Below are 23698 nucleotides of genomic sequence, written 5' to 3' on the forward strand. Positions count from 1 at the left end.
TAGTTAAATATGCCCAAATTTAGAAAAGACGCTCTTTCCAAATATATTCGTACAGAATGTCAGCGACAACTTAAGTTGAATTTATCTCCTGACAATAATCAATATAAACTCGAACGTACTGTTCAAAATATGCCTGATCCTCAACCACCACGACCTGGATTAGATACATTAAGAAAAGAAGGGGAAGAATGGGAAGCACAAGTTATTGATTATTTAACTCAAACTTTTAATCAAGTTACAGGTCAAGCTGTAATTATTGGAGATTCTTCTCAACATAATTCTGGTCAAACAAGATACAGAAAAATTCAATTAATAAAATATTTGTCTAATGTCCAACCAAATAGTTTTCTGATTGAGGCAGAATATAATGTTAGTCAATCTTTTAAAGATGCTCTAAATATTGCAGGATATGATAGTACGTTTAACTTAGATTATGCAGAAGTCCGTCCCGATATTATTGAAATTTTACCGTCAAATACTTATGAAGAATATGTAACTCCTAACGGTGAGATTCAAAGTTTACCAGAAAATGACAAAAGATTACAAGTAAGAATTATAGACATCAAACTAACAGCAGAACCATCTCCAAGCTATTTTGCTGAAGTGACTTATTATACTATGGTTTTAGCTGGATGGTTGATAGATAATAATTTAGATGATCAATTTGTTGTTGTGTCTAATGGTGCTATTTGGTCTGGTTCTTATGATGGTTCAAATCTCGTTGCTGTTCATAATGAACTTAATTCAAAACGAATTACGCCCACATATAAACAGTTAAGAGAAGCAATGCAAGAAGATTTGGAAGAAGTTCCTTTTGGTGTGTTTGTTCCTCGTATTAAAAGATTTTTTCAAAATACATTATCAGATATACTTGCAGAAGCTAATTGGCAAGCTCTAGATTGGCATGTTGATAATCGTTGTAAAGGTTGTGATAACCTAGGATATGAATGGGTTAATAAAAAAGGCAATCCCACTTGGCATCCAGATCATTGTATGCCTACTGCTCAAAAGTTGGACCATTTAAGTCGTGTCGCCTTTGTTTCTAAGGGTTCACGTTCAGCTTTGGAAAGTCAAGGAATTACAACTGTTCAATCATTAGCACAATTACCCAGCTCTCATTCTTCATTTGATGGTCATCAAAATTTAAGAGCCACACGCACAGTTATTGGGGGACGAGCTAGCTCTTTACAGAATCAACAATCTTTTATTCCTGCTAATAGTGGTACTTCCGCAATTATACCCAAATGGACAGATTTACATATTTATCTAACTGTTGATTTTGATATTGGAAGTGCCATCACTTTTGCTTTTGGCTTACAAGCATTTTGGTTAGAACCTCGTCCATTTGGTTCAACTAACCAAAATCCTCGTACTCAGAAAACATGGAATACTCCTAAAAATTTTATTATTGATCGTAAAAATTTACAAGATGAACAAAGAGAACTATTAAACTTTTTAGAAAGAATTAATACTATTTTGATGGATGCTCAAAATCTTGATTCTAATACAACAATACAGTTTTATATCTGGGATTCAATACAGTATGAGCATTTAACACGCATATTCAGTCGCCATCTTCAAGCAATACTAGCCAATCAAAACATTTGTAATTTAGCGTGGTTATTTCCACCTGAACAATTACTTCCTAATTCTAATCTTGTTACGAAACGTTCTCCCATAACAATTGTTAAAGAAGTAGTGAAATCGGTCGTGGCAACACCTGTTCCCCATTATTACAGCTTGCTTCAAGTTGCTCGATATTACAACTGGAATAATAAGGTTATTAATTTAAGTGTTCCTTCTTTATTTGAGGATATTTTGAGCGATTTAATTCCGTCAGAACGAGCGCATGATATTTGGTCAAGATCAAGAAAACCCTACTGGCGAGACCAAATGGATACTCTTGGAGAAACCGTTGAAAAACGTTTAAATGCTTTAAAAATCATTGTAGATAAATTAGAAAATGATTTGCAAACACAACTGGATCAAACAGCACCAAAAGTTAATATAATTCCACCGCCACGCCAAAATCGCTTAAGTTGGGATAGCCAGTTATGGTATATGTTTGCCAAACTTGATGCAGCACTTTCTGAACTTGAAGTGCATCAAATTCGAGCCATGCCACCCCATGAGCGTGAAGCAAGATTTTACAGCGCACGTTTAACTCGTAAATTAACAGGACAACAAGAGCAGCAGGTATTGCAAGAACTAAGACTTCAACCTAGAGCTAATCGCCGTGTTTATGAAATTCAACCAGACTCTAGGCATATCAAAGTACGTGATGGGGATTTTAATTTTGCTCTCGCTCCTGAAAATAATCAAGGCTTTTTAGATACTAAAGTTTGGAATGGTTTACAAAACACTCCTCTTGCTCAAATTCTTCAAAATTTCGATAGGCAAGCATTAATGGAAGACATTACAGGAGTTACAGTTGTCAAGTTAGATCGAGATAATTGCTGGATTGTCGTTGATCAAAATAATCGCTGGTCTAATAGAATAAGCCTCAATGACTTAGAAATACATGGGATTGCTAATTTAAGTAGCGATGTTATCCTTGACCGTACATACTCCGATTTCTTCACCAAAAAGCTTTACAGTAAAAGCCCTCCTGTAGGTGGTGTGCTTCATGCGATCGGGAATCCTCAAATAGCTAGAGACAATGCATTAGTGAGACAAGCAACTGGGATGACTTGTGGTAGAAATGCAAGAACAACCAGGCATACTCCTGCTGCTGATTTACTGTGGGATGCTGTCAATATGCACAAACAGACGGTAACTCGTAATCTTGCACCTGTCAGAACTACTTTAGAAAAAAATGGTTTGAACTTAAATCAAACTCAATGGTTAGCGTGGGAACAAGCTTTATCTCGTCGTTTGCAGCTTATTTGGGGACCACCAGGAACGGGAAAGAGTCGTACTGCTAGAGCAATTGTTGTTGGTGCAGCATTAGAAGCATCTCAACGCCAACAAAATCAAAAAATTCGTATTTTAGTTTCAGCTTCTACATACACTGCCATTGATAACATCCTACTTGATATTTATGATGATATTTGCCGTCTTTTGCTATCAAATATAGTGGAAGTCTATCGTTTGCGCTCATATCTTCAACCTGACCCAACAGATACTAGAGCCTTACACATAGATGCTCCTCTTAACAAAAGGAATCCTTCACAACAAATTCAAGGTATTCGACAAAGGCTAGAACAAAAGACTGGTATTACCATTGTTGGAGCAACATCAGAACAAGTCTACAACTTATTAACTGTTAATGATAGTCCAGCACAAGCTGAATTTTTCGACTTAATTCTAATCGATGAAGCGTCACAGATGGATGTAGCCCATGCAATTCTTGCCTTTTGTTCTCTTGCTGACGGTGGAAGCGTAGTTTTAGCAGGAGATCCTTTACAGCTTGCTCCTATCCATCAAGCTGAACCGCCGAAAGATTTAGAGGATATGGTTGGGTCGATCTACGCTTTTTGCCGAGATTTTCAGCTAGTACCAGATGTAATGCTTGATGAAAACTATCGTTCTAATGAGACTTTAGTTGGCTTTGCTCGCAATTATGCTGGTTATCGTCAAAGTTTATCCAGCTATTCACCCGATTTGAGACTAAATCTACTTAATCCTACTCCTACACAACAACCGTCGAACTGGTCTCACAACCTCTATTGGACATCTGAGTGGGCAGAATTTTTAAATCCAGAGTATCCAGCAACTTGCTTTGTTTATCCAGATGGAAGTAGTAGCCAATGGAATCCATTTGAAGCTGATACCGTAGTTGCTTTAGTCAGCTTGTTACATGATCAAATGGCAAATCAACTTTTAGATGAAAATGATCCAGCTACGGGTCAAATAAAGTTATTAACTCAAAAACCTTATACCCTTACTGAGTTCTGGCAGAAAGCAGTTGGTGTTGTAACTCCACACCGAGCTCAACAAGGATTAATTGTCAGTCAATTACAGCAAATATTCGCAAATCCGAATGTTTCTCCCAATGATATTCGTGATGCTGTAGATACTGTTGAGCGTTTTCAGGGTCAACAACGAGATGTGATAATAGCTTCTTTTGCGATGGGAGACCCCGATGCCATTGCAGATGAAGATGAATTTCTAATGAGTCTAAATCGCTTCAATGTAATGGCTTCAAGGGCAAGAGCTAAACTGATCTTACTTTTATCGCAGGAAGTTGTAGATCACTTATCATCGGATTTAGCTACCTTACGTGAATCTCGTTTACTGAAACTTTATGTGGATTCATTTTGTGATCAGTCTCGGAGTATGACACTAGGTTATTTGGATGGTAATGCTGTTAAGCAAGTTAAGGGAAGTTTTAGATGGAGATAAAGTATTATCAAATTTCTAGAGTAGCCCCAAATTACTACAAGCTAAATCGTAATAATCTTTATTAAGTTCAATACCAATAAAATGACGGTTTAACTCTTGACAAGCTAATGCAGTTGTTCCACCACCAATGAAAGGATCTAAGACAACATCTCCTTCTTGAGTAAAGAGTTTAATAAACCATATCGGTAAATCAATGGGAAAGGCTGCAGAATGTCCACGGTTTCGACATTCTGTCGCCAAATGTAGTACATTACTAGGATAAACCATATCTCGTTCCTTCCAGTTAGAAACGTTTCTGCTAAAATCGTTTCCTAATGAAGACTTGTTTCGTTCTCTATCTGCTTGGCTTAGATTTTTAAATCGTTTTTTTTTCCAATCTCCGACAGGTATCATTACCGCATCTTGATACATGGCAAATTTTTTTTCTTTTGTGAAATGTAGACAACGTTCCCAAGAATCACGAAAACGATTATTCCATTTACCTGGATGAGAATTTTTTTTATGCCAGCAATATTCGTCTACCCAACGCCAACCATCTTGCTTTAATGCTAAAGTTAGTTGAATTACAAATGTATGACGTTCTCCATTGATAGCAGGTTCTTTTATATTTAAAATAAAAGACCCTGTCGGTTTAAGTACGCGCTTTAATTCTTGTGAAATTGGAAAAAACCAATCGACGTATTCATCAGGATTAATACCCCCATAGGTTTTACTTCTTCTTTTTGCATAAGGAGGAGATGTCATTATCAAATCGATGGAATTAGACGGCAATTTTTTTAATAGAGTAGAACAATCACCGTATAGTATCTGATTTTTTATTGGTATTATCGTCATTGTTAAAAATAGGTTTTTGTATATTTGATATTACTTAAAAGTATCAAATTATTATTTTATGGTCCAGTATTTTCTGTGATTATAAAAAATAATCATGTAATCATCTCAACAAAAGGGGTAAAACATCGATGACACCAACCATCAACCCAAAGAGCAGGAATCTTAAACCTAGCACCACAATTGGGGCATTCCGATAAAAGTTTTAAGGAGTGCCGATCACGCAGTGGCAGGGCTTTGCCCTGATCGCACTTGTAAACCTCTTTATACTGCCATTCCATCCGATGATAAGGGTTTTCACCATAACAAGCTGAACAAAGGCGAATAGGAGTCATTTTCATTGGTGCAGAAGGACACATAGTTTGTAAGGTTGCCATGTCCACTTGTACGATCTCACTTAACTTGTCCAATTGTTCAAGGGAAGGAGGAGGATTAAAACGGAACTTTTCCCAACGGGCGATCGCACCGTACAGTTTAGTTATTTCACCCAAACCAGAAACAGTAAGCACATTCTCCCGTCGAAAACGACCTAAAAAATGACTGATACTTTCACCCTCATAGGGTGCGATCGTAAACCACCAAGGCTGAATTTCCATCACTTATACTCCTGAACAACTTCTTTTAAGGTGTCATGATCAATTTTGCTGAATCCTTTCTTGAGGGAACGAACAGCAGCTTCACGCAAAACCATGTCCATAATCCCGATATAACCTTGAGTCGCCTCCCCAATCAATTTCAACATTCTTTTATTGGTCAAATTAGAAGCCACAGGTAACTTCAATACTTGCTTTTCCCAAATGTTGACAGTACGAACAAACTCCTCTCCTGTTAACTTCCCGAAACGGTAACAAGCACGAAAACGATTATAAACCTGCTCATCCTTCTTAATGACAGCGTCCAAACGATCCGTTCCCACAAGGACAATAGCAATATTACTTGAGTTTAGACTAAATCTAATTTTAAACGCTGAAACCCTTATATGACGTATATTTTATATTTTTTACATTAAACGGATAAGAATAGTCAAAATTCTTGCTATATAAGGATCATAGCTTCTTACAGTTCAAATTAGTCTAAAGTACAGATATTAAGATGATCAAAAATATCCCGAATTTCCGCAAAAGTTTTTGGCTTACAACGATCCGCCTCGTCCAAAATAATCATCTCCACACCACATCCTTGCAATATGGTCATCGTTCTTTTTCTGATTTCAGCCACCGTCCCCTTAGTCATTCGGTACTTCAAATGTTCAATAATTGCTTGAAACAAATCCTTTGCACCACATTCTTGAGGTACTTGTACGTAAATCACTGGTACTTGAGGAGGTTTTCCACTTTCTTGCTTTGGTTTATGTCTCAAGCGAGAAGAGTTACAGGCGATCGTTTTTCCCGTACGAGATTCTCCTACCACTCGACAAGACTGCTTCGATTGACGCTTACTTTCCAGCCACTCATGAAGAATTCCAACTTGTTCTAAACTTACTACTGTTTTACGTTCTAGTCTGTTAATTTCTTGCTGTAAATTTGCTTCGGGCGCATCAATACGACCTAATTGCTCTGCTACATTTTCTGCTTTCATGGCTAACTCCTAAAAATCAAAATCTTCTTGTAATTCTTCATAGTCAATAATCTCCACCAAATCATCATCTGAAAAGGAGGAAGACAAAATCGACTCATCTTCTAACTCTGTTTCCCGTTTTGAGATTGGCGACGGTGTAAAAGGTTTAACTCTTTCTTGTTCTTCTTTCTGCCGTTGTTTTTTGCTTTTCTTCCGAGTAAAACGAGAACGATCTTCTACTTCCCTTAAAATTGAACGGTTACTCAAATTTTTCCCAGCATCCCTAACTCTTCTGGCACTGGCCTTTGCATCTATCAAAGATAAAGATTCTCCTTCCAAGTCCATAGCATGGGCACGAGTCAGAAAAACCTCTTTATTATTTTCACGACGATATATTAAAATACCCGTAATATCCCTGGGGTCATAACGGATAATGACAGTTTCTCCTTCATAACCCCCCAAATATTCACCTTTGTAGATTAGATTTTCAAATTGAAGATGACCGCCCTTCTGAACCCTTCTTTTTGACTGCTTCGCCAAGCAAATATCTAATTCTCGTTCAGAGATAGTATCTGGAATAGAAAGTAATCCAGATTCCCAACGTTGAAAGCGAGTTTGTTCTCCCATACGGGCATCAAGGCGTTGGTTATAGTTATCCACAATGTAGCGAACAATCAGTTTCTCCAAATCTTTCAATGTCAAACAGGCTTCTTTTTCCGCCTCTTCTGGACGTTCTTGGACATTTGACCCTGTATATCCAGGCAGTGTAGAAAATACCTCTGTATTCAACGTTTTAAAAGGACGTTCCACCACACCTCCCTCACTGGGACGACTGCGCAAATGACAAGTAAAGCCCAGTTGTAAACCGATTTGCTGGACATGATTAGAACGAAAATCCTTACCACCATCAGTATAAAAATATTCTGGTTTACCATAAGTTCCCCACTCCTCATGTAATCCATAATCGGAACTATAACTTTTGGGTAAAATAGCATGACGTAAAGCCAAAGCAACCACTTGGGAACTAGAAGCATCAAAACCAAGATGGATACCCATAATACAGCGAGAATAAGTATCTATCACTGTAGTTAGCCAAGGTCTGCCCAACAATTCACCAAATTGATCGACTAGAAGAATATCAGCACGGGTATGGTCACATTGCCAAACATGATTACTATACTCCACATTAATGTCCGTTCCTGACCTAGTTGATACTGCTAACCTTGTACCCCTCCAACCAGGACTTCTAACCCTTTTTTTATTTTCTTTCTCTTCAACAATCGGATTGAGAATACGATAAACCGTCATGTGAGAAGGAGGTTTGATACCCCAATTCTCGGCTTGAGCGAATGCCCGTAAATAAACTTGCTTGGGAGTAATTCTTTGACTACCTTTATTACCTTCCCGATAAGTCTTAACAATAAAATCCTGCAATCGTCTATCAATCCTATAAGATCCCTTGTCTGCTCGATTATTCTGAGCAATACCAAGTAAACCATTATTTTCCCATTGCTTTACATATCGTTGAATTGTACGAACAGACTTATTCAATTGGATTGATGCTCGTTTTAACTTTTCCCCATAAGTTTTGCGATCGCACGGTTGAAGTAAGTCTTCAATGACATCAGCGATTTTCTGTTCTTCAGGAGAAAGTTGAGATATTAAATCTGGAAGATCGGAAAAATGATTATCTATATCCATTGTTTATACATAAATGTTTTATTACTACATAGTAGATTAATACTTATTGTATGACATATAATTTGTTAATGACCACTTTTCAAACAAAAAAAATCGCCTAATTGGAAGGCGACATATAATTTGTTATATTTCAGGAAAGCGACACTTAATTTGTTAACTTAATTTGAAAGACTGTTAAACCTGATTTAGGGAAAATATGAGTTATAATAATTGATATACAAGGATTTGAAGAGTCTTAAGTTTTAGATGACACTAATCTGTTATCACGTCATTTAATCTGTTACTGTACAGGTGATTTTTGTTTTATACATTAAATACCACGACTTGATAAAATTTATTTATTAACTTTGTCGAGTGTTCATGTTATGCAATCTTATTCATTATTTGCCCCTGCGAAAATAAATCTTCATTTAGAAATTATAGGCGATCGCCCTGATGGCTACCATGAATTAGTAATGGTAATGCAAAGTGTTGCCCTAGGGGACGTTATCGACATCAGAGCCAATGGAAAAGAAGAAATCCGAGTTTTTTGTCAAAATCCCCAAGTTCCCCTCGATAACACCAATTTAGCTTATAAAGCAGTGCAGTTGATGCAAAAAAATTATCCTACCCAAGCCAGTAACTTTGGGGGGGTTGATATTCATATCGAGAAAAACATTCCTGTGTGTGCAGGATTGGCAGGGGGTTCAACTAATGCGGCGGCGGTTTTGGTGGGGATAAATTTATTATGGGGTTTAGGCTTAACCCAACCTGAATTAAGAGATTTAGCAACCTATCTCGGCTCTGATGTGCCTTTTTGTATTGCGGGGGGAAGTGCGATCGCCACAGGGAGAGGAGAACAAATTGAGCCGTTGCCCCACCTCGATAATATTTGGGTGATTTTAGCAAAGTATAGTAATATCAGCGTTTCTACCCCTTGGGCTTACAAAACCTACCGAGAAGAATTTCATGATCTCTATATCCAAGATAGCCATGGAGTCAGTCAGCGCACCCATGCCGTCCACTCAGGGGAATTGGTACGGGCGATCGCCCATAAAGACTCAAAACAAATCGGCAAACTGCTATACAACGACTTGCAAAAAAGCGTCTTGCCCGAATATCCCGAAGTCAAAAACCTGATCGACCAATTTAAAAGCCAAAATGTCCTTGGTGCCATGATGTCAGGCTCAGGCCCCACCGTATTTGCCCTCTGCAAAAATCAAGAACAGGCTAACCAGATCAAAAATACTATTAGCAAAGAAATAAACGATCCAAACCTTGAAATGTGGGTAACAAAAATGTGTTCCCATGGCATCATCACCACCCAACACAAATAACCATGGAAATCAAAAATCTAGTAGAAAAACATCTTCAGAAAAATCAACCATCAGGATGGTTTGAGGAATTGTACGCCCAAGCCCATCACAATCCAGAGCAAATTCCTTGGGCAACCCAAAAACCTAGTCATCAGTTAATAGAATGGTTAGAAAATAACCCCCTCAGTGGTAAAGAAAAACCCCAAGCAATAGTCATCGGTTGTGGGTTAGGAGACGATGCCCAAGCCCTTGCAGAAGCAGGATATGATGTAACAGCCTTTGATGTTTCCTCCACCGCTATCAACTGGTGTAAGCAAAGATTTCCTGATAGCCCCGTTGATTATGTTACCGCTGATATTTTTGAGCTTCCTCCCCACTGGCAACAAAAGTTTGATCTTGTCTGGGAATGTCGTACCATTCAAGCCCTTCCCCTTGATGTGCGTCATCAGGTTATGGAAGCCGTTTCATCCCTTGCAAAACCCTCCGCTACTCTCCTGATTTTGACCCATCTTCGAGACACAGAAGAAGCCCCTAGCGGCCCTCCTTGGGCTTTATCCGAAGGAGAATTAAATCAGTTTAATCGACTAGGATGGCAAGAAAATCATCGCTTTATCAACACATTGAAGGATAAACGAGTATCTGTTACCATGATTGAATATCAACATAATTAGATTTTGATAAAAAAGTGGAGTAATGAAAATGCAGAATAGGCAATGATTTTTGATTACTTGTCATTTTAAATTCTTCATTCTAAATTCTCCATTCCTTTCCCTATCCTCCTAAATATGCTTCTAAAACTTGTTCATTAGACTGGATAAATTCAGGGGTGCCATCAGCTAAGTTTGCACCTTCTGCCAACACCCAAACATGGCTACACAAAGACATAATCACATCCATATTATGCTCAATGATTAAAAAAGAAATGCCTTGTTTATTCCACGTGACAATATGTTCACAAATTTGATTAATCAGAGTTGGATTAACCCCCGCCGCTGGTTCATCTAATAAAATCAATTTAGGGTTAGTCATCAAAGTTCGAGCCATTTCTAATAACTTTCTTTGCCCCCCAGATAAAGCCCCCGCATAATCATGGGCTTTTTCTAACAAGCCTACAGACTCCAAAATTGCGATCGCCTTTTCCTTGCTTTCCCTTTCTTGTTGTCTAATTTTATGAGGTTGCACAAAAACCCGCAGTAAATTTTCCCCTTTCTGAGTTTGACTTGCCAATAACATATTCTCCAGCACCGTCAACCGAGATAAAACCCTTGCTACCTGAAAAGTGCGAATAAAGCCTTTTCTTGCAATGCGATGGGGAGTCACATTATTAATAACCTGTCCATCAAAAATAATTTGTCCCTCATCAGCCACCAAAAAATTAGAAAGAAGATTAAATAAAGTACTTTTTCCAGCGCCATTAGGCCCAATCAACCCTGTAATAGTACCCCTATTAACTTGGATACTAGCCTTATCAACTGCCTTTAAACCACCAAAACTTTTAGATAGATTAGTAGCCTCCAAAATATAATCAGACTCATTGACTATCCGCCCTTGACTCATCAAAAAATCCCCTTTGCAAATCAGTAGGTAATCATTATATAGCAAAGCATCTATTGATATAGGTATTTTTCAAACTTTGTGGTTTATTTCTAAAAATCATTGGCTAATATGTAATGGATGAAATATGAGGAAACAAATTACACTAAAACAACATGAACGTTTTTGTTTACGGTACTCTCAAACCCCAAGAAGTAAACTACTATCTATACTGTGCACTGAAAACCATTAAAGAACAAAAATGCTGGACTCATGGAGATATATATTCTTTATCTTTAGGTTATCCAGCTATGATTAAAAGTGAAAATAAAGTAAAGGGATATTTGCTAACCTTCCCCGACTCATCACCATTAGAAAAAATAGACCAACTAGAAGGTTACCAAGAAAATAGAGAGCCTCATTTGAATGATTATCAAAGGGAAAAAGTAACCGTATATGATCATAATAACAATCCGATAGATCAAGCATGGACTTATTTTATGAGCCAAGATAAGATCAACTTTTATAAAGGAATCTTAATCCCATCAGGGGAATGGAAAAGCCATTAAACTAACACCATAACAAACAAACCATAACATTATGTTTTTTATTCAACCCATAAACAAAACTCTTTTGTCCTTAGGTATTTCAACCCTAATGCTAACATCTCCAGTTATTGCTCAAGAACAAATAGTCAAAACTATCACAGTGACAGGGCAAGGAATCGAATCTATCCCCGCCACCATCGCTACAGTGCAGATGGGAGTAGAAATAGAAGGGCAAAATCCAGCCCAAATTCAGCAAGAAGTGGCCCAACGTACTACCGCTTTACTGGAAATATTAGGTTCTAACAATGTAGAAAAGCTACAGACTACAGGTATTCAACTACGTCCTAATTATAGATATGACGATAATCGCCGTCAGTTAGTTAACTATACTGCCACAAACTTAGTTAGCTTTGAAACAAGTATTGACCAAGTGGGTACTATTTTAGATGAAACCGTGAATGTTGGTGCTACACGTATCGATAGTGTTAGTTTTACCGCCACAGAAAACGCTATCAATCAAGCCCAAAGTCGAGCATTGCAAAAAGCCACCGATGATGCTCAAAGACAATCTCAGGCTGTCCTGGGTGCCTTAAACTTAACCCCTCAAGAAGTTATTACAATCAATATCAATGGGGCAAATACCCCTCGTCCTTTGATGATGGAAAGTATGAGCGACAGAGCGGCACTATCTAGCGCCCCTTCAACTCCTGTGGTAGCTGGGGAACAGGAAGTGAGGGCATCTGTTACTCTACAGATTAGATATTGAGAATAAAAAATGAAACTAGTTATTTCCCAAAGGCATTAAAGAGGGATCGTCTTTTTGTGAATGAAAAATAATCAGGGTGGACATTGCCCACCCCATTTAAATTACACAGATGTTAACTCTTTTTGAGCCTTTACTTCAGGATTTTCCGCTTCCGAAGGAGGTACAACCTGCCAGAATTTGGGTAAATATTCTGACCAATTATCAAGGATTAATTGACCTTTTTTACTACCTGTTTTCTCGACATGATTAGTAACTAACTCTTTTAATTGAGCTTCCCCTTCTGGGGTAGAAATGCGCTGAATAGAAACAATTTCAGGATTAACTTTAGCTTCAAAATTGCCTTCTTCATCGAGGAAGTAACCTAAACCGCCAGTCATACCAGCGCCCACATTACGCCCAACGCTTCCGAGGACAACGATTAAGCCCCCTGTCATGTATTCACAACAGTGATCTCCTGCACCTTCAATTACTGCAGTAGCGTTGGAGTTACGTACCCCAAAACGCTCTCCTGCCCGTCCATGGGCGTACAACTCTCCTCCCGTGGCACCATATAAACAGGTATTACCGAGGATAACGTTTTCTGAAGCCTCAAAGGTGACATTACTAGGAGGTACGATGACAATTTCTCCACCATTGATACCTTTACCGACATAGTCGTTGGCTTCCCCTTCTAGGTGAATATTCATTCCTTGAACGTTGAAAGCACCAAAACTCTGTCCACAACTACCAGTGAAGTTGAGGTTTAGTTGTCCTTTGAAGCCGTAATCGCCATGTTGTTTGGCTATTACCCCCGCAATTCTGGCACCTACGGAGCGATCGGTATTTATGATCTTAATCTCTTTGGTGACACTACCATGGTTGTTAATAGCTTCCGTAAGGTTACTATCAGCGAGGATTTCATCATCCAAAACGTTACCGTTGGTGTGAGTATCGCCATGGTTTAACCAGTCACGGTTGGTTTTCACATCAGGGAGATTGGTTAGACAGTCTAATACCAAAGCCTTGGTTTTGGTGAGTTGGGCAGATTGACGATAGGTTAATAAGTCACCCCGTCCAATGATTTCGTTTAAACTGCGATAGCCTAATTTAGCAAGAATAGAGCGCACTTCTTCTGCTACAAAGTAAAAGAAGTTAACCACGTCTCCAGGTACTCCAGAAAAACGTTTACGCAGTCTTTCTTGTTGGGTGGCAACCCCCACAGGGCATTGGTTGGTATGGCAAACCCGCGCCATGATACAACCCTCGGCAATCATCGCAATGCTACCAAAACCGTATTCTTCAGCGCCCATTAAGGCAGCCATGATAATGTCCCACCCTGTTTTTAAACCACCGTCGGCACGGAGTAAGACGCGATCGCGCAGTTGATTCTCTACTAGGGTGCGGTGTACTTCTGTAACCCCCAATTCCCAAGGACATCCAGCGTGTTTGATGGAACTTAAGGGAGATGCACCCGTACCGCCATCATGGCCAGAAATTTGGATAACATCAGCGTTGGCTTTGGCTACCCCAGCGGCGATGGTACCGATACCGATTTCAGCCACCAATTTAACGGATACATTGGCAGTGGGGTTGATTTGGTGTAAATCGTGGATTAGCTGGGCTAAATCCTCAATGGAGTAGATGTCGTGGTGAGGAGGGGGAGAAATGAGGGTGACACCTGGTTTAGAACGGCGTAACATGGCGATATATTCGCTCACTTTTTTCCCTGGTAACTGTCCTCCTTCCCCTGGTTTTGCACCTTGTGCCATCTTGATTTCTAGCTGTTTACCACTCATTAGATATTCAGGGGTAACGCCAAAACGTCCAGAGGCAATTTGTTTGATAGCGGATGCGGCGCGATCGCCCTTTTTCAACCCATGAAGGTGGGGAAATAAAGCACTTTTACCGTCTTTATCTACTTCATCAATGATATTGTAACGGTTAGGATCTTCTCCTCCTTCTCCAGAGTTAGATTTTCCACCGATACGGTTCATGGCGATCGCAAGGGTTTCGTGGGCTTCTTGGCTCAATGCACCCAAGGACATACCCCCCGTACAAAAACGCTTTACAATGTCCTCCACGGACTCCACATCATCAATAGAGATAGAATCTCGGTCAGAGTTAAACTCTAATAAATCACGCAACGCAGTTACGGGGCGCTGTTGTAAATAGTTACTGTACCAGTCATAGTGATCATATCCCTCCTGAGTACCATAGGTAGATACCGCCTTATGCAAAGACTTCGCCATTTCAGGGGAGTTCATGTGATACTCACCGCCTTTTTTGTAGTTGATATAACCGTAGTTTTCCAACTTCTTGGCTTGTAACTCAGGGAAGGCTTTCTGATGGAAACAAATTACCTCATTAGCCACCTCAGCCAAGTTTAAACCACCCACACGGCTAGTGGTACCCTTAAACGCCAATTCGATGACATCTGGGCCTAAACCGATACACTCAAAAATCTGAGCGCCATGGTAGGAAGCCAAGAGAGAAATTCCCATTTTAGAAAGGATTTTGAACAATCCAGCTTCCACGGATTTACGATAACGATTAAGGGCTTCTACCTCAGAAATTTTTTCAATTTTCTCATTGTTCATCAACTTCTGAGTTTTGCTGTCGTGCCACCAACTAGAAATGGTTTGTAAAGTGAGATAAGGACATACCGCCGAAGCCCCAAAGCCCACTAGACAAGCGTAATGATGGGTACTCCAACACTGAGCCGTATCTACCACCAAAGAAGTGTTAAGGCGTAATCCTTCTTTAATTAGATGTTGATGCACTGCACCCACCGCCAACAGAGGGGGAATATAGGAAGTTTCTGCACCAATTCCCCCCTTATTAACTGGAGTGCGATCGCTCAGTACAATTACCTGATGACCTTCATTAACCGCCTGAGTAGCTTGATCACATAATCTTTCCAAAGCAGATTTTAAACCGTCAGGGCCATCAGTGATAGGGAGAAGAGTAGATAATTCAACCGTAGCCAAATCAGACTTTTTGATAAACTCTAAATCCGATTCCGACAACACAGGAGAATCAATCACCAAAGTATGGGCATTTTCTGGCTCGATGTGGAGTAAATTACCCCTTTTCCCTAGGTGCATCTCCAAAGACATGACCAAATTTTCCCGTAAAGGATCAATAGGGGGGTTAGTTACCTGAGCAAAACGCTGTTTAAAGTAGTCATACAACAAACGAGACTTATCAGATAACACTGCCAAAGGAATATCGTCACCCATACAGAAAGTAGGCTCTTTTCCATCCCTTGCCATGGCAGTAATGATCATTTCTACGTCCTCTTGGGTATAACCAAAAGCCGTCTGCAACTGTACCAAATCTGTTCCCCCATTATTAAGGGAGGTTAGGGGCGCTCCTTCCCCTGTGGTTTCAAATGCTTTTCTATCAAGATGTAAACGATACTCTTTTAACCATTGTCCATAGGGTTTTTGAGAAGCAATTTCCTGTTTGATTTCCCAGTTTTTGAGCAGTTTATTATTTTCTAAATCTACCACGATCATCTGACCAGGACCGAGCTTACCTTTTTCGATAATTTCTGATTCATCTAAATCAACCACCCCAGCCTCTGAACCTACCACCACATATCCATCCTTAGTGATAGCATAACGGGCAGGACGCAAACCATTACGATCTAAACAAGCCCCTACGGTTTTTCCTTCACTAAACGCCAATAAAGCAGGACCATCCCAAGGCTCTTTTAACCCTGCATAGTAATGGTAAAAGTCAAGAATTTCGGGATATTTTTCCAAGTCAGGTTGATTTTCGTAGGCTTCGGGTACCAAAATCATGAGGGCTTCGGGAATACTACGCCCTGTACGCACCAATAATTCGAGAGAACTATCAAGGTTATAGGAGTCACTGTTATTCATATTTACGATAGGGGTGACACCTTCAAACTCTTCTTTTGTCCACCCTGGAAGTTCTAAATTTGCTTCCCGTACGCTCATCCAGTTAATGTTACCAATGAGGGTGTTAATTTCCCCGTTATGTCCTAATACTCGCATGGGTTGAGCAAAGGGCCATTTGGGTACAGTGTTGGTACTAAAACGACGGTGATATACGGCAAAACGACTTTCGTAGGCGGGGTTACTTAAATCTCCATAGAATGTTTCTAATACATCCCCTTGTACCAAACCTTTATAAACGATGGTACGACAAGAGAAAGAACAAATATAAAAATTATCGCTTAATTTCTTACCAACACGGGAACGCGCAACGTATAAACGACGGTCTAATTCATCTCCTTTATAATGTTTTGTGCCAGAAGTAACGATGATTTGCTCAATGCGGGGTTGATTTTCCTTTGCCTGTGGCCCCAACACATCAGGATTTACGGGTACTTCTCTCCATCCAAGGGTTTTGAGGCTTTCTACCTCTACCATTTCCTCTACAAATTTACGTCCTTCTTGGGCTTCCTTCTCATCTTGGGGTAAAAAGACCATTCCCACCCCCCACTCTTCGGCAGGAGGCATTTCAATATTATTTTCATCAAACCATGTCTTCAAAATTGCTACGGGAATCCCTGTTAAAATCCCTGAACCATCCCCTGTTTGTCTATCAGCGCCACATCCTCCCCTGTGTTCCATACAGGCTAAACCTTTTAACGCATCTTTTACTAATTTATGGGATTTACGATTATCTTGGTAGGCAATAAAACCTACACCACAAGCATCTCTTTCTTCTACGAGCCAAGGTTGTCCTTGAAATGGTGTTAAATTGCTATTATTGTAGTCGTTCATTATATATTGACCTTATACGCTTAGATTCGTTATATTACTTCATGATGGTTATCATAATTTAGCACTTTTGTAAGACAGGGCTTTACCTTACTCAATAACCATGGTGATATATTTCTACTATTATAAAGAATTGTTAAGGCTTTTTCGGCTTTTGTTATCAATATTTTACTTATTGCTTGGTAAGTTAATTCTCACCTCCGTCCCACTATATTGAATATCGTTCATGTATCCGTGACTTGATCTCAAATTTCAAGAAACCACCAGTTTTTCTTTTAATGAATTAATGTTTTTTTCTCCTTACTGAATAAATGAGAAGAATGCAATTCTCAAAAACGGATGTTAGTATTTGAAGTAGTTATATTTGGAAATAGTTATAGGATTTTGAGCCTATGGAAATTTGCCTTAATCAACTCTCCAATGAAGTACAAAAGCTAATTACGAATGTTAAACTTAGTAATCAAACTTTAACTATCACTGAAGATGGAATACCGTTAGTAATAATTTCTCCCATGATTGAGAAGAAACGACCATCATTTGGGTGTATGGGAGACAGTTTAAATATTCTTGAAGATATAGTTTCTCCTGTGGTATCGGAGTCGGACTGGGAAGCTAATCAATAATGAAAATTCTCTTAGATACTCATATTTGGCTTTGGTATTTACAAGGTAACGAGAAATTATCTGAAAAGTTACAGTATGCTATTGGTGATGAAAATAATGATTTATGGCTAAGTCCTATTAGTATATGGGAAACAATAATGTTGGTTGAAAAAAATAGAATTAATATTGATGGAGATGTTGAAAAATGGATAAATTCTGCACTACAAACATTACAAGTAATAGAAGCGAAACTTAATCATAACATCGCTATTCTTAGCAGAAAAATTCAACTTCCTCATCACGACCCAGCGGATAGATTTATCGGTGCAACAGCGATTTATTACGGTCTTATTTTAGCTACAGTAGATCGTAATCTTATTAGTTGTCCTGAAATTAAAACTATTAGTTAAATACCAAGATAGTCATCAAGATTTAACTTTTTGGTAAAATAGGACTCTGCTTAATGATCATGTTAATATATTTTTACTATCATGAAGAGTTGTTAAGATTTTTTTGTTTTTGCTATGGATACTTTCGATATTCGAGGAATCATCGGAAAAAAATAGAGTTTGAGTCCGAAATAATTGATCAAAAAAACTTCTATTCTTGTTATTATTGAATTTTTCCTCTTAAATCAATTGAGCAATTGAGACTATAATGGGGAATAATTAAGAGAAACAACATAAAAACTCGACCGATAGTATATAGTTAATTAGGTTAGGAGGACAAAGCAAAAATGAGTGATTTGAGTCCCTATGACACCCTTGGAGTGGAAGAATCAGCGTCTTTTGAAGAAATCCAGAGGGCAAAAGAGATTTTGTTGACAGAAAATGAGGGCAATGCTCAAATCAAGGAAGATGTGGAAATAGCCTATGATGCCATAATCATGGATCGGTTAAAGTTAAGGCAAGAAGGAAAAATTAAGGTGCCTGAGCAAATTCGGTTTCCTGAGAAGGTGGTAGAAGCAAAAAAATCTCCTATTTCTTTTAATTATTCTGGCGCGAGTAAAAGATCTCCTAATTGGTTAACGGATTTGATAGATCAACCTTCGATGCAGGAGTTGAGTATTAGTGGTTTAATTTTTTTGGCTTTAATTTTACTTAGTGTGTTTAGCCAAGATTCTCAAATTTTACCTTTGCTATTAACTTTTGGATTGGGAACAAGTTTCTTTTTTGTATTTAGAAAGAGTAAGGCTTTTTGGCGTTCGGTGGGTGTTAGCTTTTTTGGTTTTGTGATTGCTATTTCTCTTAGTAGTTTATTGGCGACAGTGATTGCTAATTCTGGATTGAGTTTAGGTTTTTCTAATGAGCAATTTGTGAGTTTATTAACTTTTTCTTTGTTGTGGTTATCTGCTAATTTTACTCGTTAATTTTAGTGTTTTAATTTAGTTTATTTTTTTATTTCAAAAAACTAATAAAAAATCAATTTTCTTTTTAGAATTTAAAATGTTTGATGGTGGGCAATGCCCACCTTACGAAATTGGTTATTTATTCTTCTTCTAGGGGTGAAAAGTGAGGAGGATAAAATTTATTGACTAATAAAGCCACAGGAATCATTGGTAATAAGGGAATTAGGCAGATTAACCATTGATTTATGCTTAAGGGTGCAGTGCGAAATAGAGTATTCATGAAGGGAACTTGACTGAATACGATTTGTAATGCCACAGCCCCTATAATGCCGTAGGAAATGGCGGACACGTTACCAAGGGAAATATCTTGTCCTTTCAATTTGGCAATGAGGGAATTTCCTAGTTCACTGACGCTGATAAGGTAGATAATTCGGGCTAAAACAAGGGCTTGAATGGACATAGTACGGGCGATCGCCAAGGTGTTGTCAGCATCACTATAAAAATCTAGCGCCCATTCAAACATCCCAAAAATGAGAATCCAGTTAAAGGCGGAGATTGCCAAAACCCGTTTAAGTAAATTACCCGAAAGTAACCCTTCATTGGGATCTCTGGGAGGACGTTTCATGGTGTCAGGGGATTTCGGCTCAAAGGCGAGGGGTACTGTCATGGTGACGGAGTTGATCATATTTAGCCATAATACTTGTAAGGAAAGAATGGGCAAATCTCTGGCGAGTAATGCACTAATAAGGATAGTCATGGATTCTCCCCCGTTGACGGGAAGGAGGAAAGCAATGGCTTTTTTGAGGTTTTGATATACCGTGCGCCCTTCTTCCACGGCGGCCTCGATGGAAGCGAAGTTATCATCTGTCAATAACATATCCGATGATTCCCTTGCCACATCGGTTCCTGCTTTGCCCATGGCGATGCCTATTTGGGCTTGTTTGAGGGCGGGGGCATCATTGACCCCATCTCCTGTCATGGCGACCACATCCCCCTGAGATTGGAGGATTTCAACCAGTTGTAATTTTTGTTCGGGGGCAACTCTTGCAAATACGGAACCGTCAATGACCGCTTGTTCTTGTTCATGGGGTTCCATTTTGGAAATTTGTTTCCCTTCAAAACTGAGTAGATTACCGTTTTTGTTGATGCCAAGACGATGGGCGATCGCAGTGGCGGTGGCAATGTGATCCCCTGTAATCATTTTTACCTGTATTCCTGCATCCTGACAGGCATGGACAGCGGCGATCGCCTCGGCACGGGGAGGATCAATCATACCCTGTAAACCGATGAAAATAAGGTCTTTCTCAAGGTCATCATGGTCGATGGAATGTTGATGGTCAGGGGCTACCTTACGGGCAAAAGCCAATACCCTTAAACCTTTTGATGCCATGACTTCCACCTGTTCGAGGATCGCAGTGCGATCGAGATCAACAATTCGCCCTTCGAGATCATAGGCTTGGGTACACCGTTCTAGCATTTTTTCCACCGAACCCTTAACATAAATAACTCTGGGGGTATCGGGATGATGTTCGCTAGTATCATGGAGAGTCGCCATATATTGATAATCCGACTCAAAGGGAATGGAATCAAGACGAGAAAAAGTATTATTAAAATGGGATTGACTATAACCAGCCTTAGAAGCAACGGTGATTAAAGCTCCCTCCGTGGGATCTCCCATCACTATTTTATACTTATCCTTACGCTTAAGTTGAGAATCATTACACAGTAAACCACACATCAAACATTCTTGGAGTGCAAAGGGTAAATCTTTAATAATTTCCTCCCCTCGTTGAATTTCACCCTTAGAGCTATACCCACCCCCAGTAACCTCATAATTTTCTTGCCCTACATAAATTTCCTGTACCGTCATCTGATTTTCCGTCAAAGTACCCGTTTTATCTGAGCAAATAACGGTAGCCCCTCCCAAAGTCTCCACCGCAGGTAATTTTCTGACGATCGCATTTCTCGCCGCCATACGATTTACCCCAATAGCCAAAGTAATGGTTACCACCGCAGGTAAACCTTCAGGAATAGCACTCACTGCTAAAGCCACCGCAGCCTCAAACATCTCCTCGGGAGGCTCTCCTCGCCCAATACCGACGAAAAAGGTAAAACTGGCTAGTGCAAGGATGATGTATAACAAGACACGGCTAAACTCAGCAAATTTTCGGGTTAAAGGAGTCATCAAATTAACGCTTTTGTCCATGGATTGTGAGATTTTACCCACTTCCGTATCCTTCGCCGTTGCCACCACTAAGCCTGTACCCTGCCCAAAGGTGACAAAAGTTCCTGCATAGGCCATGTTGATTCTATCGGCTAGGGGAGTATCTGAGGGCAAAATTTGGAGGTTTTTTTGGACGGGTACCGATTCCCCTGTCAAGGCAGATTCATCTACCTGTAAGTTACGAATATCCAACAATCTCACATCAGCGGGTACTTTATCCCCCGACATTAACTGTACTAAATCCCCCGGCACTAAATCCTTTGAGGGTAAACGAATTTTTTGTCCTTCTCTAAATACCGTGGCTTCGGTGGTGATAGATTTAGATAAAGAGTTGATGGCGCCTTCTGCCTTGGCTTCTTGCACATAGCCGATAATAGCGTTAATTAAAGTGACACCCCAAATCACCCAAGCATTCGTCCAAGAGCCTAAAAAAGCCTTAATAGTTCCTGCAATGATGAGGATATATAGTAAGGGTTGATTAAACTGTAAGATAAATTTCAGCCATTGGGGCTTCCCAGCTTTTGCCTCTAGCTCATTATATCCATATGTTCCATAACGGTTTGCCACTTCTTCTGGGGTTAAGCCTTGCTCTAAATCCGTAGCAAAAATAGTACCCAATTCATGGTCAGGTACATCATGATAGGTATTCTTGGTAATAGAACTCATATTGTCACCAAATATAGATATTATTGAACCTATTCTATATGAGTCATGAAGTGATGAGCGGATGAGGATATAAAAGTAAAAGTTAACTATTAATTATCCATTTTTAATTATCAATTATTGAATATATCCAAGGGCGATCGCCACTACAGCCCCCACAAAAGTATTAATAATATTAACCACCTCATTAGTTAACCAATCAAAATTTTCCTGAAAAGTAGCCCCCACAAAGCTCTCAAAATTTGTCGCCACAAAAGCCGAAATGACACATATCAAAATTCCCATAACACTAATCAAACCCAACACATAAGCCAAAAAAGCAATAACTACACTAGCCAAAACCCCCGCCAAAGTACCCTCAAGACTAACAGCCCCCTCCGTACCCCTAGGCACAGGTTTAAAAGTAGTAATCAAAAAAGTCCGCTTACCATAAGCCTTTCCCACCTCCGAAGCACAAGTATCCGATAACTTAGTCGCAAAACTCGCCACATAACCCAAAACCATTAATGGTTGCCACACAGGAGAAATAAAAAAATAACCAAGGGCGCAAAAAGTCGCAATCGAAGCACTACCCCACACATTTTCAGGGCCCCTTACCCCATCCCTTTTTTCCGCAATACCTTGCTCTTGTTTTTCCTTCATGCCAATGCGAGTTACACTCGAACCCACAAAAAAGTAAAATAAAACGACCACATAACCCTGCCAATTTAGACAACCCCAAACAATAACCCCCAACAACCAAGCATTCAGATAACCAGCCACCGTTAAGAGTTTTTTCGGCAAGATAAAAGCCAAGCTGATTAACACTGTATTAATAGCAATACCCACTAACCAAGGATTTGACCAATCAAAATTGATACTCATCTTAAACTCTCCCATTCAGGTTGTTTATTTGAACAAAAAAAGGTGGGCATTACCCACCTAAAAGGAATTATTAATCAGCTAAATAACCTAAATCCTTTAGCCCTTGTAAAACTTTATTAACACTCTCATCCAATTCCTCTAAATCTGTTCTACACTCAATTTCAGGATTTAAAGGAGCCTCATAAGGATCACTAACACCCGTAAACATTTTAATTTCCCCAGATCTTGCTTTTTTATATAAACCCTTAACATCTCTTTCCTCACAGGTAGCAAGGGGGGCATTTACAAATACTTCCGCAAAATTACCTATTTTGCCTCTCACTTCATCTCTAACTTCACGATAAGGAGAAATGGCCGAGACAATAACAATTACACCATTACGAGTCAACAGGTTAGACACAAACCCAATACGACGAATATTCTCGTCTCTATCTTCTTTACTAAAACCTAGTCCCTTAGTTAAATTAGTCCGTACAATATCACCATCAAGAACTTCTAATTTATAGCCTGCATCCTTAAGTTTTTGTGCTACTACTTGGCTAATGGTGGTTTTTCCTGCACCACTAAGCCCTGTAAACCAAACTGTTACGCCTTTATGCTCCATTACTTTGCTAATTTATTAATTTTTATAGTCAATTTTTGCTTAATGTATTCTACAGGGTGTGTTAACAATTGACAATGAATAATTG

At 39.3% G+C, this 23698-nt stretch carries 18 protein-coding genes; 8 read left to right on the plus strand and 10 right to left on the minus strand.

Annotation, left to right across the window (positions count from 1 at the left end; all coding sequences use genetic code 11):
* The first annotated feature begins 9 nt into the window (after nt 1–9).
* Nucleotides 10–4344 (plus strand): bifunctional RecB family nuclease/DEAD/DEAH box helicase, encoded by a 4335-nt coding sequence (locus tag A5482_RS11610; protein WP_069789835.1) that lies wholly within the window; start codon nt 10–12, stop codon nt 4342–4344.
* Between the two features lie 15 nt (nt 4345–4359).
* Here A5482_RS11610 and A5482_RS11615 read toward each other — a convergent pair whose 3' ends face one another.
* The 5 genes from A5482_RS11615 to A5482_RS11635 form a co-directional block, all read right to left on the minus strand.
* Nucleotides 4360–5088, minus strand: a complete 729-nt coding sequence (locus A5482_RS11615; protein WP_446684767.1) for a DNA-methyltransferase — start codon at nt 5086–5088, stop codon at nt 4360–4362.
* A 182-nt stretch (nt 5089–5270) separates the two neighbouring features.
* Entirely contained in the window at nt 5271–5771 is a 501-nt protein-coding gene (locus A5482_RS11620; protein ID WP_069789834.1) for a hypothetical protein, read from the minus strand.
* The gene (locus A5482_RS11625; protein WP_255365528.1) at nt 5771–6163 is read right to left on the minus strand and encodes a TniB family NTP-binding protein; all 393 of its coding nucleotides are present in this window, start codon (nt 6161–6163) and stop codon (nt 5771–5773) included. Before A5482_RS11625 ends, A5482_RS11620 begins: the two co-directional genes overlap by 1 nt.
* 80 nt (nt 6164–6243) lie before the next feature.
* Nucleotides 6244–6753 carry a TniB family NTP-binding protein gene (locus A5482_RS11630; RefSeq protein ID WP_242411896.1) on the minus strand — a complete coding sequence of 170 codons (510 nt, stop codon included), beginning with the start codon at nt 6751–6753 and terminating at the stop codon, nt 6244–6246.
* Nucleotides 6754–6762: 9 nt separating this feature from the next.
* A complete protein-coding gene (locus tag A5482_RS11635; RefSeq protein WP_069789833.1) occupies nt 6763–8433 on the minus strand; it encodes a Mu transposase C-terminal domain-containing protein in 1671 nt (556 codons plus the stop codon).
* Between the two features lie 365 nt (nt 8434–8798).
* Here A5482_RS11635 and ispE point away from each other — a divergent pair, with 365 nt between their 5' ends.
* Both ispE and A5482_RS11645 read left to right on the plus strand, forming a co-directional pair.
* The gene (gene ispE, locus A5482_RS11640) at nt 8799–9749 is read left to right on the plus strand and encodes a 4-(cytidine 5'-diphospho)-2-C-methyl-D-erythritol kinase (protein ID WP_069789832.1); all 951 of its coding nucleotides are present in this window, start codon (nt 8799–8801) and stop codon (nt 9747–9749) included.
* A gap of 2 nt (nt 9750–9751) precedes the next feature.
* On the plus strand, nt 9752–10399 hold the full coding sequence (locus tag A5482_RS11645; RefSeq protein WP_069789831.1) for a class I SAM-dependent methyltransferase: 648 nt from the start codon (nt 9752–9754) through the stop codon (nt 10397–10399).
* A 100-nt stretch (nt 10400–10499) separates the two neighbouring features.
* Here the strand turns inward: A5482_RS11645 and A5482_RS11650 are convergent, their stop codons facing one another.
* Complete coding sequence (locus A5482_RS11650) at nt 10500–11285, minus strand: ABC transporter ATP-binding protein (protein WP_141712648.1); 786 nt, start codon at nt 11283–11285, stop codon at nt 10500–10502.
* A gap of 152 nt (nt 11286–11437) precedes the next feature.
* Between A5482_RS11650 and A5482_RS11655 the strand changes: the two genes are divergently transcribed.
* Together A5482_RS11655 and A5482_RS11660 are read left to right on the plus strand one after the other, a co-directional pair.
* Nucleotides 11438–11830: a gamma-glutamylcyclotransferase family protein gene (locus tag A5482_RS11655; protein WP_069789830.1), complete on the plus strand. Its 393-nt coding sequence runs from the start codon at nt 11438–11440 to the stop codon at nt 11828–11830.
* A gap of 88 nt (nt 11831–11918) precedes the next feature.
* On the plus strand, nt 11919–12575 hold the full coding sequence (locus A5482_RS11660) for an SIMPL domain-containing protein (RefSeq protein WP_242411895.1): 657 nt from the start codon (nt 11919–11921) through the stop codon (nt 12573–12575).
* Nucleotides 12576–12676: 101 nt separating this feature from the next.
* On the opposite strand, the gene gltB is transcribed toward A5482_RS11660, so the two are convergent.
* Nucleotides 12677–17311, minus strand: a complete 4635-nt coding sequence (gene gltB / locus A5482_RS11665; protein WP_069789828.1) for a glutamate synthase large subunit — start codon at nt 17309–17311, stop codon at nt 12677–12679.
* Nucleotides 17312–17700: 389 nt separating this feature from the next.
* Between gltB and A5482_RS11670 the strand changes: the two genes are divergently transcribed.
* The 3 genes from A5482_RS11670 (at nt 17701) to A5482_RS11680 (ending at nt 19279) form a co-directional block, all read left to right on the plus strand.
* A complete protein-coding gene (locus A5482_RS11670) occupies nt 17701–17931 on the plus strand; it encodes a hypothetical protein (protein ID WP_069789827.1) in 231 nt (76 codons plus the stop codon).
* Complete coding sequence (locus tag A5482_RS11675; RefSeq protein WP_069789826.1) at nt 17931–18320, plus strand: type II toxin-antitoxin system VapC family toxin; 390 nt, start codon at nt 17931–17933, stop codon at nt 18318–18320. Before A5482_RS11670 ends, A5482_RS11675 begins: the two co-directional genes overlap by 1 nt.
* A gap of 326 nt (nt 18321–18646) precedes the next feature.
* Complete coding sequence (locus A5482_RS11680) at nt 18647–19279, plus strand: CPP1-like family protein (protein WP_069789825.1); 633 nt, start codon at nt 18647–18649, stop codon at nt 19277–19279.
* A 118-nt stretch (nt 19280–19397) separates the two neighbouring features.
* On the opposite strand, the gene A5482_RS11685 is transcribed toward A5482_RS11680, so the two are convergent.
* The 3 genes from A5482_RS11685 to cysC all read right to left on the minus strand — a co-directional run bounded on the left by A5482_RS11685 (nt 19398) and on the right by cysC (nt 23613).
* Nucleotides 19398–22148, minus strand: coding sequence for a cation-transporting P-type ATPase (locus A5482_RS11685; RefSeq protein ID WP_069789824.1), 2751 nt, complete (start codon nt 22146–22148; stop codon nt 19398–19400).
* Between the two features lie 114 nt (nt 22149–22262).
* Complete coding sequence (locus A5482_RS11690; protein ID WP_069789868.1) at nt 22263–23009, minus strand: TIGR00297 family protein; 747 nt, start codon at nt 23007–23009, stop codon at nt 22263–22265.
* A gap of 70 nt (nt 23010–23079) precedes the next feature.
* Nucleotides 23080–23613 (minus strand): adenylyl-sulfate kinase, encoded by a 534-nt coding sequence (gene cysC / locus A5482_RS11695; protein ID WP_069789823.1) that lies wholly within the window; start codon nt 23611–23613, stop codon nt 23080–23082.
* Nucleotides 23614–23698 lie beyond the last annotated feature (85 nt).

The sequence above is a fragment of the Cyanobacterium sp. IPPAS B-1200 genome (assembly GCF_001747005.2).
In the GTDB taxonomy this organism is placed as follows: domain Bacteria; phylum Cyanobacteriota; class Cyanobacteriia; order Cyanobacteriales; family Cyanobacteriaceae; genus Cyanobacterium.